This window comes from Chromobacterium sphagni (genome assembly GCF_001855575.1).
Classification (GTDB): Bacteria; Pseudomonadota; Gammaproteobacteria; order Burkholderiales; family Chromobacteriaceae; genus Chromobacterium; species Chromobacterium sphagni.
Genome location: NZ_MKCS01000002.1, coordinates 508,173 through 522,274, shown reverse-complemented (window position 1 = coordinate 522,274; position 14,102 = coordinate 508,173). Strand labels below are relative to the sequence as shown.

At 63.7% G+C, this 14,102-nt stretch carries 14 protein-coding genes and 1 pseudogene; 8 read left to right on the top strand and 7 right to left on the bottom strand.

Annotation, left to right across the window (positions count from 1 at the left end; all coding sequences use genetic code 11):
- Window positions 1–289: 289 nt before the first annotated feature.
- Window positions 290–727 carry a GlcG/HbpS family heme-binding protein gene (locus tag BI347_RS18275; protein WP_239690950.1) on the top strand — a complete coding sequence of 146 codons (438 nt, stop codon included), beginning with the start codon at window positions 290–292 and terminating at the stop codon, window positions 725–727.
- Between the two features lie 319 nt (window positions 728–1,046).
- On the top strand, window positions 1,047–1,250 hold the full coding sequence (locus BI347_RS18270; RefSeq protein ID WP_071112400.1) for a cold-shock protein: 204 nt from the start codon (window positions 1,047–1,049) through the stop codon (window positions 1,248–1,250).
- Between the two features lie 281 nt (window positions 1,251–1,531).
- On the opposite strand, the gene BI347_RS24420 is transcribed toward BI347_RS18270, so the two are convergent.
- The 5 genes and pseudogenes from BI347_RS24420 to BI347_RS18255 form a co-directional block, all read right to left on the bottom strand.
- Window positions 1,532–1,912 carry a metal ABC transporter permease gene (locus BI347_RS24420; protein WP_071112399.1) on the bottom strand — a complete coding sequence of 127 codons (381 nt, stop codon included), beginning with the start codon at window positions 1,910–1,912 and terminating at the stop codon, window positions 1,532–1,534.
- A gap of 77 nt (window positions 1,913–1,989) precedes the next feature.
- Window positions 1,990–2,079: pseudogene (locus BI347_RS25040) on the bottom strand (hypothetical protein); the annotation flags it as partial.
- A 10-nt stretch (window positions 2,080–2,089) separates the two neighbouring features.
- On the bottom strand, window positions 2,090–2,227 hold the full coding sequence (locus tag BI347_RS24415) for a hypothetical protein (protein ID WP_204378102.1): 138 nt from the start codon (window positions 2,225–2,227) through the stop codon (window positions 2,090–2,092).
- Window positions 2,215–2,844, bottom strand: a complete 630-nt coding sequence (locus BI347_RS23035) for an ATP-binding cassette domain-containing protein (RefSeq protein WP_204378101.1) — start codon at window positions 2,842–2,844, stop codon at window positions 2,215–2,217. Before BI347_RS23035 ends, BI347_RS24415 begins: the two co-directional genes overlap by 13 nt.
- 154 nt (window positions 2,845–2,998) lie before the next feature.
- Window positions 2,999–5,380, bottom strand: a complete 2,382-nt coding sequence (locus BI347_RS18255) for an ATP-binding protein (protein WP_158020814.1) — start codon at window positions 5,378–5,380, stop codon at window positions 2,999–3,001.
- A gap of 249 nt (window positions 5,381–5,629) precedes the next feature.
- Between BI347_RS18255 and BI347_RS18250 the strand changes: the two genes are divergently transcribed.
- From BI347_RS18250 to BI347_RS18225, 6 genes are all read left to right on the top strand, one after another.
- Window positions 5,630–6,370, top strand: a complete 741-nt coding sequence (locus BI347_RS18250) for a pilus assembly protein (protein ID WP_071112396.1) — start codon at window positions 5,630–5,632, stop codon at window positions 6,368–6,370.
- Between the two features lie 46 nt (window positions 6,371–6,416).
- Window positions 6,417–6,920 carry a CS1 type fimbrial major subunit gene (locus tag BI347_RS18245; RefSeq protein WP_071116657.1) on the top strand — a complete coding sequence of 168 codons (504 nt, stop codon included), beginning with the start codon at window positions 6,417–6,419 and terminating at the stop codon, window positions 6,918–6,920.
- A 71-nt stretch (window positions 6,921–6,991) separates the two neighbouring features.
- Window positions 6,992–9,430 carry a CS1-pili formation C-terminal domain-containing protein gene (locus tag BI347_RS18240; RefSeq protein WP_071116656.1) on the top strand — a complete coding sequence of 813 codons (2,439 nt, stop codon included), beginning with the start codon at window positions 6,992–6,994 and terminating at the stop codon, window positions 9,428–9,430.
- Between the two features lie 131 nt (window positions 9,431–9,561).
- Complete coding sequence (locus BI347_RS23710) at window positions 9,562–10,782, top strand: hypothetical protein (RefSeq protein ID WP_139166923.1); 1,221 nt, start codon at window positions 9,562–9,564, stop codon at window positions 10,780–10,782.
- A 9-nt stretch (window positions 10,783–10,791) separates the two neighbouring features.
- Window positions 10,792–11,298 carry a CS1 type fimbrial major subunit gene (locus BI347_RS18230; RefSeq protein WP_071116655.1) on the top strand — a complete coding sequence of 169 codons (507 nt, stop codon included), beginning with the start codon at window positions 10,792–10,794 and terminating at the stop codon, window positions 11,296–11,298.
- A 104-nt stretch (window positions 11,299–11,402) separates the two neighbouring features.
- Window positions 11,403–12,098, top strand: coding sequence for a response regulator (locus BI347_RS18225; RefSeq protein ID WP_071116654.1), 696 nt, complete (start codon window positions 11,403–11,405; stop codon window positions 12,096–12,098).
- Between the two features lie 41 nt (window positions 12,099–12,139).
- Here the strand turns inward: BI347_RS18225 and BI347_RS18220 are convergent, their stop codons facing one another.
- Entirely contained in the window at window positions 12,140–12,484 is a 345-nt protein-coding gene (locus BI347_RS18220) for a YkgJ family cysteine cluster protein (protein ID WP_239690949.1), read from the bottom strand.
- A gap of 69 nt (window positions 12,485–12,553) precedes the next feature.
- Window positions 12,554–13,819, bottom strand: a complete 1,266-nt coding sequence (locus BI347_RS18215; RefSeq protein ID WP_071112407.1) for a TIGR03862 family flavoprotein — start codon at window positions 13,817–13,819, stop codon at window positions 12,554–12,556.
- Window positions 13,820–14,102: the final 283 nt, after the last annotated feature.

Sequence of the window (14,102 nt, the reverse complement as noted above, 5' to 3'; positions counted from 1 at the left end):
CAATCAAGAGGCCGCCGCAGGATCCAGCCGACTCTGGCCACGCTCGAGCAGAGCCGGGCGCCTGGAACCCAATGCCCATCCATCCCATCCCGGTTTCCAGGCAAACATTCCCAACCCATTTCTGGCGGCGGTCATTTTCAATTTCCGTTTGAAACTATTACGCCCCAGCCTGGCTTACCAAGCCTGGCCTGCCGTCCTAGACTCCGTTCTGTCGCCAATCCACACCAATGCGATCCGGCATGCAGCCGCTGCCATCGCCTCATCCCTCCTCAGACACGGAAAGATTTACATGAATATGACCCTCAAGACCCACGCCGCCGCATCCATCACTCGCGAGGCGGCCCTGTTGCTGAGCGAAGCCGCGCGGGAGGCCGCCGCCAACCTGGGCATAGAGGTGGCCATTGCCGTCAGCGACGCGGCCGGCCACCTGAAAGCATTCGAGCGCGCGGACCGCGCGCCTTTCCTCACCACAGAAGTGGCCATCGACAAGGCCTGGACCGCCGCCTCGTTCGGCGTGGGCACCCATGTCTGGAACCAGATACTCGACAACAGCCAAGTGGCCCAACTGGCGCATCGGCCGCGACTGGTGGCGGTAGGCGGCGGCTATCCCATCCTGCTTGACGGCGCGGTGGTCGGCGGGATCGGCGTTTCGGGCGGAAATGCCCTGCAAGATCAGCAGGTCTGCGAAACCGCCTTGTCCGCCGCCGGCTTCGCTTTGGCGCGCTGACGCAAATTGCTCGGCCGCGTCACAACGTTTCGCCCCGGACGCGGCATGGCCAGAGGCTCTACGCGCGGCTGGCCATGCCGCCGATGTCCAGCCAGTCGGCGCTACCGCATCGGCGGACTTATCGGTCCGACGGAGCAGGCAGACCTCCCCTGCACCAAGGAGGCAGGCCAGACGGGGAGGGAAAATTTGGCTGCTAAAACGTAGTTACTGACCTAACGATCAGTCGATGCCGGCGCTATAGGATTTGAACTTCGCGCCAACGCTGAATATGATGTCATATAGGGCATCCGCCCACTACATGGATAGGAATAGATAAGCAATGGCAACTGGTACCGTTAAGTGGTTCAACGATGCAAAAGGTTTTGGCTTCATCACTCCGGACGAAGGCGGCGACGATCTGTTCGCACACTTTTCCGCGATCAACTCCGGCGGCTTCAAGTCGTTGAAGGAAGGCCAGCGAGTGAGCTTCGATGTGATCTCCGGCCCCAAAGGCAAGCAAGCCTCGAACATCCTGCCGCAATAAGCGCGCAGCGATCCGCATGAAAAAAACCGGCGATTGCCGGTTTTTGTTTTTCAGCAAGGGAACCCTCGCGCCGTGATCACCGAACCCGGCCCTTGACTTCGGCCCTGTCCAATTGCCGGGATAGTCGGCTCGCCATGGTTGCCGCCAGATAGGCGCCGCGCTCAGCGCGGTGATCCAGAAGCTGGTGGGCCAGCCGGCGCAATAGGCCAGCGCGATGCCGGACCAGGTTTCACCAAGCGCCAGAACGGCGGCGAGCGCCACGCCGCATCCCAGCCACGGCGTCAGTTTCTGCGCGGCGGCGGCCGGCCCACCATCAGGGTGAAGACCAGCAGCACGCCGACGATCTGGATGCATTCCGCGATGGCCAGCGCCACGATGGCGAGAAACAGCATCGAAACCGTGCGCAGCGACACGCCCTTGGCCTCGGCCAGCTCCGGATGCAGACGAACACCAGCGGCCGGGGTGAGCAGCAGGCAGGCCGCGCCTAGGCCGGCCAGCGCCCACAGCGTGGCGGTATCCACCCCCAGCACATTGCCGAACAGCAGGGCTGTGGCCTGGGTGGCGTAGGCGGTGAAGAAGTGCAGGAACAGCATGCCCAGGCCCAGCGCCAGCGACAGAACGGTGCCGATGGCGATGTCGCTGCCTTGCAGCTTTTCCCCCATCGCGCCATGGTGACGCTGCCCAGCACGGTGACCAGGGGCAGCCCCCAGATCGGCGACAGCCCAATCAGCGCGTGCCCGGCGAAGGTCTGGCCGCGCATCACCAAAAAGAAGCCCGCCACGCAGGCCAGCAGCGCCACGATGCCGCCGGCGATGAAGGCGTTCAGCATGAAATCGTATTCAAACATCGTGACAGTGCTCTTTCTGGTCCACTTCGATCTCCCCAGCCATCACGAAGATACGGTTCTTCATCCGTACCACGTTTATGGCGGAACCGTACAGCCGCGACAGCACCGGCCGGGTGATCACCTCGTCCACGGTGCCCAGCGCGCCTGCCCGCGGCCCAGGTACAACACCTGGTCTATGGCGCCCAGCAGGGAGTTGAGCTCGTGGGCGCTGAACAGCACGGTGATGCCGAAATCCTGCTGGATGCGCCGCACCAACTCCACCACGCCATGCTGATGGCGCGGGTCCAGGCTGATCAGGGGCGCGTCCAGCAGCAACCGCTGGCGCTCGCCGCCGGAGGTTTCCGGCAGCGGCCGCCGCGCCAGTTCGAAGGCATCCACGGTTTCCAGCGCCCACGCCACCTCGCGCCGGGCGGCCTTGTCCAGGGTAGGCTGGCCACAGCGGTGGCCGTTGCAGGCGCTGGCGACAAAATCCCAGCCGCGCAACCGCATACTACCGACGTTGCTGCGCAGCTGCGGGATGTAGCCTATGGCCGGATTGCCGCGGCCAGCGGGCTGGCCTTGCACCCGGATACCGCCGCCGGCAGGCGGAATCAGGCCCAGAACGGCGCGCATCAGCGTGGTCTTGCCGATGCCGTTGGGACCCAGCACGCCGACGAACAGGCCCTGGCTTATCTCCAGGCTGACGTCCGACAAGACCGTCCTGCCGTGGAGGGAGACGGTCGCCCGCTGCAGTGACAGCGCGCTCACGGCTTGGCGCGCGCCAAGGCCAGGCTCAGCGCGTCCAACTGGCCGGTCATCCAGTCCTGGTTCGGCCGCGCGCCGCCGTTTGCGCTGTTGCTGCTCAAGGGCACGCAGTGGCCGAGCAACGCATGGCAAACGGCAACCCTGTACCGCCGGGCGCTCACACGGAGTCTGGCCATTGTGCGGCCCGCCACTCGTCAAGCCCGCGCGCATAGTCGTCCAGCCAGCGCGCTCCATCGACAGCCGGCAGCGTGCCGTTTGCCTGCAAAGACTGCTCCAGCCGCTCGGCCAGCTCGGCCAGCCCCGCGACTCCGGCAGTCAGCGCGGCGCCGCGCAAGCGGTGCGCGCGGTGTCGCGCCTGGATCCAGTTTTCTTGCTCAAGCGCCTGCTTCAAGTTCGCCAGGTCCGCGTGGCTCGACTCATAAAACAGCTGTCCCCATTGTGCGGCGGCGGCCGGCGGCGGCATCTCCAACGCCTCCTCGTCAGCATCGGAGTCCGTCCACATGTCCAGCACGTCGGCCAGTTCGCGAATGCGCAAGGGCTTGGTCAGGATGCCGTCCATCCCGCTTGCCAAACACTGATTCTGATGAGCCGGATCCGTTGCCGCGGAAATGGCGATGACGGGGATGTGGCTTAAGCCGCCCGCGGCTTCCCATTGGCGAATCCTTTGCGCCGTCTCGTAGCCGTCCATGCCCGGCATGTAGCAATCCAGCAGGATCACGTCGAAATGCATGCCCTCGTCCAGCAGCAGCAAGGCCGCCGGGCCGTTGTCGACCACGGTTGCCAGATAACCCAGCTCCTGCAGCTGCTGCCCGATCACCGCCTGGTTCATCGGCTGGTCTTCGACCAACAGCACCCGTCCTTTGCCGGAAGTGGCCGCCGGAGCGCCAGCCGGCGCGGCCTCGGGCGCAAGCGGCGGCGTCTCCTTGTCGGCCAACTGCACCGGCAGCGTCACGCTGATGGTGGTGCCCACGCCCAATTCGCTGTCAAGCAGGATGCTGCCGCCCATCAGCTCGACCAACTGCTTGCAGATGCTCAAGCCCAGCCCGCTTCCGCCGTAGCGGCGGGTGGTTGAGCTGTCCACCTGGGTAAAGGCGGTGAACAGCCGCGCTTGCTGCGGCTTGTCGATGCCGATGCCGCTGTCCCTGACGGTAATCAGCAGCTTGCCGCGCCCTCCTTCTACTTGATCCAGATGCAACAGCAAAGCCACCTCGCCCCGCTCGGTGAACTTGACGGCATTGGACAACAGATTGGACAAGATTTGCCGCATCCGTAGCGGATCCAGCATCACCGCCGCCTGGTCCAGCCCCGCAAGGGTCAAAGACCAGCCAAGCCCCTTGCTTTCCGCCTTCAGCCGGTTGCTATCCGCCACTCCCTGCGCCAGCAAGGCCAGGTCCACCGGCGCCAGCTCCAGCTGCACGCCGCGGGCCCCCATTCTGGACACGTCCAGCACATCGTCCAGCAGCTCCAGCAGATTGGTGGCCGAGGAGTTGGCCAGGCTGGAAAGCTCCCGCTGGCGCGGCGTCTGCGGCGTGCGCTGCAACAGCTCGATGGCCGCCAGCACCGCATTCATCGGCGTGCGGATCTCATGGCTCATCACCGCCAGGAACATCGACTTCGCCGCCTCGCTGGCCTCGGCAGCCCGCTGCGATCTGCGCGCCCGGAGCACCCAATACCCCAACAACAACAACAGCGTGCTCAAACCGATCAGGGTATTCGAGTAATAGCGGACAATCGCCCGCCAGGACGGCGCGCCCAACCTCAAGTTCTCGACCCAGTAGTCGTACATTTTGCCGGTGTCTTCGGCAGTGAGTTGCGCCAGCGACTTATCGATGATGGCGCGCAGTTCCGGATGGCGCTTGGACACGCCCATGCTGATGACCGCATACATTTCAGGGATGGTGCCGGCCAGGCTCAAGGTCTCCATGTATTTGCGCTCCATGATGGGCTCCAGCACCACATCGCTGCCCACCGCCGCATAGGCTTTGCCGCTCGCCACCGCCTCAAGCTCGTCTTCGGGATCGCTGGTCAATATCAGGCGTATGCCGGGGAAGTGCTCGCGCAGGTAGTTTTCATAACCGCCGCCGCCTTTTACCGCCACGGTCTTGCCGGCCAATACCGCGGGATCAAACACCATGGGCTTGTCCGGCGTCGTGACGATGACGGTGGTTCTGGCCAGATAAGGCACGGTCAGCAGTATCGCTTGCCGGCGCCCTTCCGAGATGAGACGCGACGAGACCATGGTGGCCAGAAAGACCCGGTCCTCCTTCATCTGCGGCAACGCATCCCTCCAGTTGCGGGCGGCCACCATCTTGAACTTCAAGCCGCTGATCCTCGAAATGGCTTCCAGATAGTCTCGGGTCAGGCCCTGGTGCTTGCCATCCTCAACATATTCGATCGGCCAATAGGGATCGACGGTGTACGGCACCACCGGATGCTGGCGCATCCATTGCCGCTCTTCCGGACTGAACGCCACTCCAGCGGGCGCCGCGGATGCCAGCGGTCCCCATACCGCCGCCGCCATCAATACTGTTCTCCACATCTCAATCATCCACCTTGCAAGCATCCACTGTTTTATGCCATCGCTGCCGGAAAAGACAGCGGCTGACGTCGGCAAGCCGCGAGCATGCCAGAGATGGGCATGCCTGGTAACACCCTGTTTCTTTTGAGAATAGTCTCATGGAGGCCGGCAACACCTTCCTCAATAATGCCAACCTTCGGAACGAGCCCTGTCCGGGAGCGCATTGTTTTTTCATTGCCGCGGCGGAGCTCCCAATCCTGGAGAGTTGCGATGAAACCTATCTTGTCAGCCTGTTTGCTGATCAGCCTGGCCGCGCCGGTCCACGCAGCGCCGGCCATCAATATCGGCGCCATGTACGAGTACCTGGACGCGGACGCCGGCACCCTGCTCAAGCGGGTGCGCAATAGCGGCGACAGCACCGCTTTCGTGAAAGTGGCGGTTGCGGAGATCGTGTATGGCCAGGATGGCCAGCCCAATGAATTGCCGGTCGGCACAGAACAATTGAGCCTGGGCCAGATCAACGGCCTGATCGCGAGTCCGGCGCGGCTGATCGTGCCTGCAGGCGGCATGCAGGCCAGCCGCCTGCTGTATCTGGGACCGCGCGATCAGGAGCGCTATTTCCGGGTGCGTTTCTCCCCGGTGCTGCCAGACAAGCAAAACGCGTTCGACATCGGCGACGCCGCCGCCAGGCAATACCAGGACTCGCTCAGCGCCGGCGTCAACGTGCTGACCGGTTATGGCGCCATCGTCATCGTCAGGCCGAAAACGCCGCATTACGACACGCAATTGCAGGACGGCGCCAACAGCTACACCGTGCGCAACAACGGCAACAGCACCGTCATCCTGGATGCGTTCTACGACTGCGCCGCAGCCGGCAAAACCTGCGATACCCCGACCAAGCACCACGTGCTGCCCCACAGCAGCAAGAGCTTCATCAAGGTCGACGGTCATGGCTACAAGTTCGAACTGATCGAGGGCAGCAGCCGGCAGGCAGTCGCCTTCGGCCAATGACTCAACCCCGCTGCAATTTTTCACTCTGACGATAAGGAGACCCATCATGTCCACCCAGAAACTTCTGATCGGCGCCGCGCTCTCGGCAGCCATGCTGTCCTACGCCGCCATGGCGGAGCAGCAGCCGCTGCAGATCAGCGTCACGGCCAACATCCCGACCGACAGTTTTTACGTGCAGCCGCTGGCGGACTGGCATTTGAAGGACCAAACCCTGTCCTGGGACCCCCGCCGCGAAGTCCTGAAACCAGTCAACAACATGCTGGACATGAAAAGCACGATAGGCGCGATCCAGGGCTATCTGGAAGCCCCGGCCGAACTGTATGGCAGCGGCAGCGACAAGATTCCCATGGTCGTCGAAATCAATGACCAGCCGATGAAAGTCGGCGTCGCCAAGAAAGCGCAGATCCTGACGGCCACCCAGGCCAAAGACATCAGCCGCCTCAACCTGAACATCTCCGCGCCCAAACCGGAAGCAGGCTTCAAGCCTGGCCGCTACTCCGGCAGCGTCAACCTGATGTTCGAGAGCGTTGCGCCCACCCAGGGCAACTGATCGCCATGTAGCTCGCTCTGCCACTCAACAGGGGCGTGGATACGCCCCTCTTTCTTTTTCTGGTCAGTCCCATGTTCTCCCTTGCCCGTCGTGTCGCGGCCTTGGCCGCCTTATTCCGTTGCGCCTATTGCCTGGCCGGCGCCCCGGCGCCGGCCATCAACGGCCAATTGCCGTTGCTGGCGCAGGCGGCCAGCCTGCCGGCCGAATTCCGCGACCATTTCTTCGAGGTGCCGCTGGCCGCCCGCGTGGAAAAAGACGGGCAAGCGCTGGGCGACGCGATGGTGCTGCTCACACGCGAGGGCACCGTGCAACTGCTGAGCTTCACCGATGCCGGCGACAGCCAGCAGCCCGCCGCCGAGCGGCAAAAGTGGGCCGAGGCGCTCAGCCGCCCCCTTGCGCTGGGCGACTGCCAGAGCAACTGTCCGCTCGGACTGCTGGCCATCCATTACAGCCTGGAAAACTCGCAACTGTCGCTGCTAACCAACGCCGCCAGTCGGCAACAGGCTGCCGCGCGTTATCACGCGCTGCCGCCTGGCGGCAGCCAGGGGCTGATTCTCGGCAACCACCTCAATCTCGCCGGCGGCGGCGGGCAAAATCTGTCCGGCCGCTACGCGATGGATCTGCAAGGCAGCTTGGGCTACTGGAGCGCATTGGGCAGTCTGCAACTGGAACGCGGCGGCGATGGCCAACTGCGCCAAAGCCTGTCGCAACTGTATGCCCAGCGCGAACTGGACGGCCATTTCATCCGCGTGGGCCTGTTCAACCCCGACGGTCAGGGGCTGCTGCGCCAACTCGGCACCCAGGGCAAGCGCGCCGATGCCACGATCGGGGTAATGGCGGGCAGCTCGGACGCTTTGCTGGCGGACAGCATGCACCCCAGCCTGTATCCGGTGTACGTCTCCGCCAACCGCGAAGCCACGGTGGAAATCTACCGCAACGGCGTGTTGATCAATAGCCAGCTGGTATCCCCGGGGCTGCAGTTGCTGAACACCCTCAACCTGCCTGCCGGCATTTATCCGGTAGAGGTGCGTTTGCTGGAGGACGGCGTCCAGGTGTCGCGCAGCGAAGAACTGATCTACAAGCCCAGCCAATGGAGCAATCCGGAGCAACGCTGGCGCTACAGCGCGTTTGCCGGCCAGCAGCGCGGCCTGTTTGGCGACGATGCTCAATCCGCCGACGGCAGCCTGGCCATCGGCGGCAGCCTCAACTACCTGCTGCACCCGCGGGCGGTGCTGGGCCTGTCGGCGCAGCAAATCGGCGGACAGCGCCAGTTCGGCGCCGCGCTGGATTGGGACCTCGGCGACAGCGTCAAGCTGTACGCCAACCTGTTCCACACCACCGGCTATGGCAGCGGCTTCGATGTCCAGTCGATGTGGAGCTATAGCCAGGGCAGCGTCGTGCTCAGCCACAGCCGCAGCCAACTGAGCACAGGCGGCAGTGACGGCAGCGGCGCGTTCTGGCTGATGGCCAGTCGCAGCGCGCTCGCCATCAGCCACCGCCTGAGCGACAACAGCAGCCTGACCGCCCGGCTGTCGCACAGCGCCAATGGCGGCCTAAGCCTGGACCTTGGCCTGGATCGCCGGCACAAGCTGTTTGGCAACGAAGCCACCTGGCGCGTATCCGCCTTCGACCGCGCTACCGCCGGCAGCCCACGCAATCGGGGCGTGGAATTGTCGCTGAACATGAGCCTGGGCCGGGAAAACCGCAGCTACAACGCCAGCGTGGGCAGCCGCAGCGGCAGCCAGGGCGGGCGCGACCATTACGCCAGCGTTTCGGTGCAGCAAAGCCTGGACAACAGCTGGTTGAGCGGAGTCGCCGCCACGGCCAGCGCCGACGGCTATGGCCTGGGCCTGAGCGGCAACGCCCAGTTCCAACACCCCTTGCTGCGCGGCGACGCCTATCTGCAGCGTTCCTCGCTGAACGGCCGGCTCAGCGGCGGCCTCAATCTAGAAAACACCGTGGCCATCGGCGGCGGCGGCGTCGCGGCCAGCGGCGATGCGGCCGCCTTTGGCTCCGATACCGGGCTGATCGTCGATGTCGAATCCGACCTGCCCGCGGTGGCGCTGCGGGCCGACGACAGCCAGGGAGGGAGCGTGCGGCTGCATCCTGGACGCAACTTCATTCCGGTCACCGCGTACAAGGCCGGCAGCGTGCAGTTCGACTTTGCCGGAAGCAGCGCGCCAGCGGTGGCGATCCAGCCCGCCAGCCACAACTATCACCTGAACAAGGGCGGCGTGGCCTACCTGCAGGTTCGGGTGCTGAAGACAGTCACCGTACTGGGTCGCTTGCTCAACGCTGCAGGCCAGCCGCTGCGCGGCGCCCAGGTGATCAATCACGCCGGCCGCACTCTCAGCGAGGCCGACGGCTTCTTCAGCATCGAGATGAGCGAGAGCGCGCCGACGCTGGAAATCCGCCACCAGGCGGCCACGGCTTGCCAGTTCCGGCTTGATCCCGGACAGCCGCGCCGGGAGAGCGACACATTGCTGGCTGGCGAGTTGCGTTGCCGCTGAGCCTCGCCCCAGCGGCCCCTGCGAAGGTGAGCAAGTTTGAGAATGGTCTGATGGAGCGCGGGCATTTGCCCGCGCAACAATATGCCTTTGGCCCAACACGGCCAGACGGCAATCTGAAAGGATAAACCGAGATGATAATGAAGCTGAGACCCGACCCGCCTCGCGCTGCGGCTTATTTGCGCCGCTTATGGCTAGCCATCCTGCTCTGTCTCCCGCTTAGCCAGCCGGCGGCGGCGGCGGAAGCCACGGTATATGCAGAACTGAATGCATCCTTGTTCAAGCCGGGCCAGAACCAATTCGGCAACAAAGTTCCATTGCCTCCGGGAGGCTGTTCACGGCCGGGCAGCGGCTGCAGCACCTCTTATTATGGCGTAGAGGCCAATCTGGGAACCATAAAAAAGCAGATCAACCGGAGCAGCTCAGACCCTAAACACCATATCTATCAGGCAATCGATACAACGTATAAAGAGATAAAACTTTATTCCGGTCCAAACGAGGCAGTCGTCAAATTCAGAATCACTGCGTTTTCAGAAAACTACCAGAAGAATCACTATGGCGGTTCTTTGTATGAAGAATTAAATTTTGGCAATATGATTGGCAGCTGTCAACAAGTGCAAGGGTACAACACCACGGCAAACTATCAATTTGAATGGAGCCATCCGCAGGGACAAAAAAGTGTTTGTTACAAAAGAGTTGCCACAAACAACCATTATATCAATATTTCTTCGTCACACTTCAAATATGAACTGATTGCGCTGAACCCAACCGGACTCGACAATGGCACTTATTATGGCGAAGTGACTTATACCGTTGGCGATGGACAGCAAGTGGATCTCGGCCATGCTGATTATGGCGGCAACCGCTCCTTGACCATCAAGATAGCGGCCACGGTAAAGAACGAGTTTCAGGTCAGATTTCCTGCCGGTTCGGAGCGCGCAGCGCTGGAGCCGGCAGGCGGCTGGCAAAGTTGGTTACAACAAGGCAGCGTGCCCGCCAAACTCAGCCGGGATCTGGGATTCAGCCTGTCCAGCTCGGCCCGGTTCAGCATGCATTTGTTTTGCCAATACTACAGCGGCGGTGGCTGCGCATTGCGCCGGGACAATGGTGGCGGCGAGGTGCCGATACAGGTTGCGGTCAGCATGCCTGGCGTGCATTCGAGCCAGGGAGGAGCGCCGGCAAGCCGGTATCCGCTCGGCATGTCTCGCAGAGAATTCCAACCCTCGGGCCAGGTCTCGACCAGCGCGGCGCAATTGCATTTCGAAATGCAACGCTCGGACATGGCCGCCATTGTCCGGCAACCCGGCGCGCGCTATCGCGGCGATGTCACCGTCGTTTTCGACGCCAGCCTGTAGGAGCGCCGGATGATGATGAAGCGGACGATGCTGCCGTTCTGCGCGCTATTGGCCGCGCTGGCGGGAAGCGCTCACGCCGAACCGGTTGAACACAGGGTCAGCGTGGAAGTGCAAGTGCCAAATGAAGTGTTCTATGTCACGGCTGTCGGCGGCTGGACCGGCGCGGCCCAGCTGCTGCAGTGGGATAGGGCCGGTCGCCGCTTGCAGCCATTGCAGCAATGGCTGGAAATGAGAAGCACCATGGGTTCGATTACCGTCAAGGTTGACGGCGAGACGGTCTTGGCCGACGGCGAACAAAAGATCCCGCTGCACATTAAGCTGGACAGCGGTCAGCGACGCTGCGAAGTGTTTCGCCATGATGGCGGCGCCTCGGCCGACTGCCTGGTGCTGAACGCCGCCGAGGCGGCTTCAAACCGGCGGGTCAGTCTGGAAATCATTCCCAGCCATCCCGCCGGCGGCTATCAGCCAGGCGTCTATCACGGCGTGATCAATCTACTGTTTGAAAGCGCGCTGTAGGCCGGCAATGGCCATCGATGGATGCAGCTGCGGGAGCCGCATTGCCGTGGCCCGGCAACAGACATATAAAGAAACAGCCCCTCCATGCAGCGTCGTGATCTCCAATGACCGTCCTGAAGCCCCCCCTGCGCCTGATGCTGCTGGACGATCATGCGGTTGTGCTGCAAGGCTTGAGTTATCGGCTGTCGCAAGAGCCCGACTTCGCCATTGTCGGCGCGCATGCCAGCAGCAAATCGCTGCTGTCGGCGCTACGGAAACAAACAACGGATGTCATTGTGCTGGACTACTCCTTGCAGCCGGAAGACATCGATGGGCTCAACCTGATCCGCGCGCTGACCACCCGTTTTCCGCAAACCGCCGTTCTCATCATGTCAGCGCACTACAACACCGCCACCGTGGCGCTGGCTCTGCGCGGCGGGGCACGCGGCTTTGTCGGCAAGCAGCAGGATCTGGACGAGTTGGTGACGGCCATCCGGACGCTGGCCCAGGGGCAGGTCTACCTCAATCCGGCCATGGCGACGGAGCTGGCCAGCGCCATGCAGGCCGAGAGCGTGCCGGCCCCAGGCAGCCGGCACGCGTCCGCCGCGATCGGCGCCATGATCCGCCTGTCGGAGCTGTCGCCGAAGGAGCAGGAGGTGATCCGCTGCTTCATGGAGGGCATGACGGTCAGCCAGATTGCCGAGAAGTTCGCCCGCAGCATCAAGACCATCAGCGGGCAAAAACAGACTGCGATGAGAAAGCTGGGGCTGAAGGCCGACCACGAGCTGTATATCCTGCGAGATGAGCTGAACCAGCCCTAGCATCGGCTCTTGCCAAGCACTTGGCAACCGGCGCAGCCTGGCTACGCCGGCTCCGGCAGGCCATGGGCGGCCCGCGCCTTCCGGCATTGCTCCGACCCCTCCTCCACCTGCCGGCAGGCGCCGGGGCGCAGCGGGTAAATGCCGCACGACACCTCCCGCCCCAGCTCGCCCCGCAAGGCGGCGCAGCGCGGCGCATGCGACCAGGTACCGCGCATGCAGCGGGTCCAGTCGTTGACTTTTTCGGTGAGATGGCTGGGAACCAGGCCGCCGCCGTCATCGGCTTCGGCCCAATAGAAGGAGACGCGGAAATGGGCGCAGCAGGCGCCGCAAGACTGACAGGAATTGCTTTTTTCACTCATGGCAAGCAAGAAAAACAGTTGGATCACGCCCCATCGCCAAGGGCAAAAATGCGATCCGGGTATTCTGTCAGAGCGGCGAACACGCCTCAAGTAAAACTATTTTGATGCCCCGGACACGGTCTGGCCCAGGCTCTCCAGCCACTGCGCGGCGCCCAGTCCGGCCGCCCGGCCGCTGGCGAAACAGGCCGTCAGCAGATAACCGCCGGTGGGCGCTTCCCAGTCCAGCATTTCGCCGGCGCAGAACACGCCTGGCAGCGCGGTCAGCATCTGATTGCCGTCCAGCGCGGCAAAGCTCACCCCGCCGGCGGTGCTGATCGCCTCGTCCATTGGCCGCGCCGCCGTCAGCGTCAACGGCAGGCGCTTGATCGCCGCCGCCAGCGTCGGCAGGTGCTGGAAGCCGTCCTTGTCCAGGCATTCGCGCAACAGGCCTGCGCGCACGCCCTTGAGATTCAGCCGGCTTTGCAGATGGCTGGACAAGGAGCGCGAACCGCGCGGATGGGTCACCTCCGCCAAGACCCTGGCCTCGTCCCAAGCCGGGATCAGGTCCAGATGACAGGTGGCGCGGCCATTGCGGCCGATTTCGTCGCGCAGCAGCGCCGAGCAGGCGTAGATCAGACTGCCTTCGATGCCGCTCTCGGTCACCACGCACTCGCCCACGCGCTGGAACACCCGGCCTTCATCGTCGCTGAAGGACAGGCCTACCGCCTTCACCGGCTCGCCGGCGAACTTCTCCGCGAAATGCGCACTCCAGTCCACATCGAAACCGCAATTGGACGGCAGCAACGGCGCGGTGGCCACGCCCTTTTCCGCCAGCCACGGCAGCCAGCGGCCGTCCGAGCCCAGCTTCTTCCAGCTGCCGCCGCCCAGCGCCAATAGCAGCGCGTCGGCCTTGACCGCCAGTTCGCCGTCCGGCGTCGCGAAGCTCAAACTGCCGTCCGCCAGCCAGCCTTGCCAACGGTGGCGGACATGGAAACGCACGCCGGCCTCGCGCAGCCGCGACAACCAGGCGCGCAATAGCGGCGCGGCCTTCATCTCGCGCGGAAACACCCGGCCGGAGCTGCCGACGAAGGTTTCCACCCCCAGGCCGTGCGCCCAGCCGCGCAAGGCGTCGGCGTCGAATCCGGCCAGCAAGCGCTCCATCTCGGCCTGGCGCCCGCCATAACGGCCGACAAATGCCGGATAGGGTTCGGAATGGGTGAGGTTGAGGCCGCCGATGCCGGCCAACAGGAACTTGCGGCCCAGGGAAGGCATGGCGTCGTACACATCCACCTGGATGCCGCGCCCGGCCAAGGCCTCGGCCGCCATCAGTCCCGCCGGCCCGCCGCCGATAATGGCGACGCCGCGCCCTGCCTTTTCGCTCATGTCCATTCCCCAAGCCGCTGAATCTGTTTCGTTTTCACAATAGACCTCGCCGCCGCAACCGGCCGCGAGGGCGCGATTGTTGCAGAAATTCCCGCCAAACCCAAGCGTTCTGTCCCGCCGGCGCGATATTCCCGGATGTTGGCAAGACTTATCCGCGCATTGTTTGATCCAAGCCAGATGCCCGATTCGGCCGCCCCACTAGAATTCCTACGGCATAGCCCCGTCCGCATTGCGGCGGCGGCAACAATAGACAAAGGAGAGGGGCGGCGCGCCGCCCCGAGCA

Excerpts from the sequence above, each read along its gene's own strand:
- BI347_RS18275 (WP_239690950.1), top strand. The coding sequence starts at position 290 with ATGAATATGACCCTCAAGACCCACGCCGCCGCATCCATCACTCGCGAG.
- BI347_RS23710 (WP_139166923.1), top strand. The coding sequence starts at position 9,562 with ATGATAATGAAGCTGAGACCCGACCCGCCTCGCGCTGCGGCTTATTTG.
- BI347_RS24420 (WP_071112399.1), bottom strand. The coding sequence starts at position 1,912 with ATGGGGGAAAAGCTGCAAGGCAGCGACATCGCCATCGGCACCGTTCTG.
- BI347_RS18270 (WP_071112400.1), top strand. The coding sequence starts at position 1,047 with ATGGCAACTGGTACCGTTAAGTGGTTCAACGATGCAAAAGGTTTTGGC.
- BI347_RS18245 (WP_071116657.1), top strand. The coding sequence starts at position 6,417 with ATGTCCACCCAGAAACTTCTGATCGGCGCCGCGCTCTCGGCAGCCATG.
- BI347_RS18215 (WP_071112407.1), bottom strand. The coding sequence starts at position 13,819 with ATGAGCGAAAAGGCAGGGCGCGGCGTCGCCATTATCGGCGGCGGGCCG.
- BI347_RS18255 (WP_158020814.1), bottom strand. The coding sequence starts at position 5,380 with ATGTGGAGAACAGTATTGATGGCGGCGGCGGTATGGGGACCGCTGGCA.
- BI347_RS18240 (WP_071116656.1), top strand. The coding sequence starts at position 6,992 with ATGTTCTCCCTTGCCCGTCGTGTCGCGGCCTTGGCCGCCTTATTCCGT.
- BI347_RS18230 (WP_071116655.1), top strand. The coding sequence starts at position 10,792 with ATGATGATGAAGCGGACGATGCTGCCGTTCTGCGCGCTATTGGCCGCG.
- BI347_RS18225 (WP_071116654.1), top strand. The coding sequence starts at position 11,403 with ATGACCGTCCTGAAGCCCCCCCTGCGCCTGATGCTGCTGGACGATCAT.
- BI347_RS18250 (WP_071112396.1), top strand. The coding sequence starts at position 5,630 with ATGAAACCTATCTTGTCAGCCTGTTTGCTGATCAGCCTGGCCGCGCCG.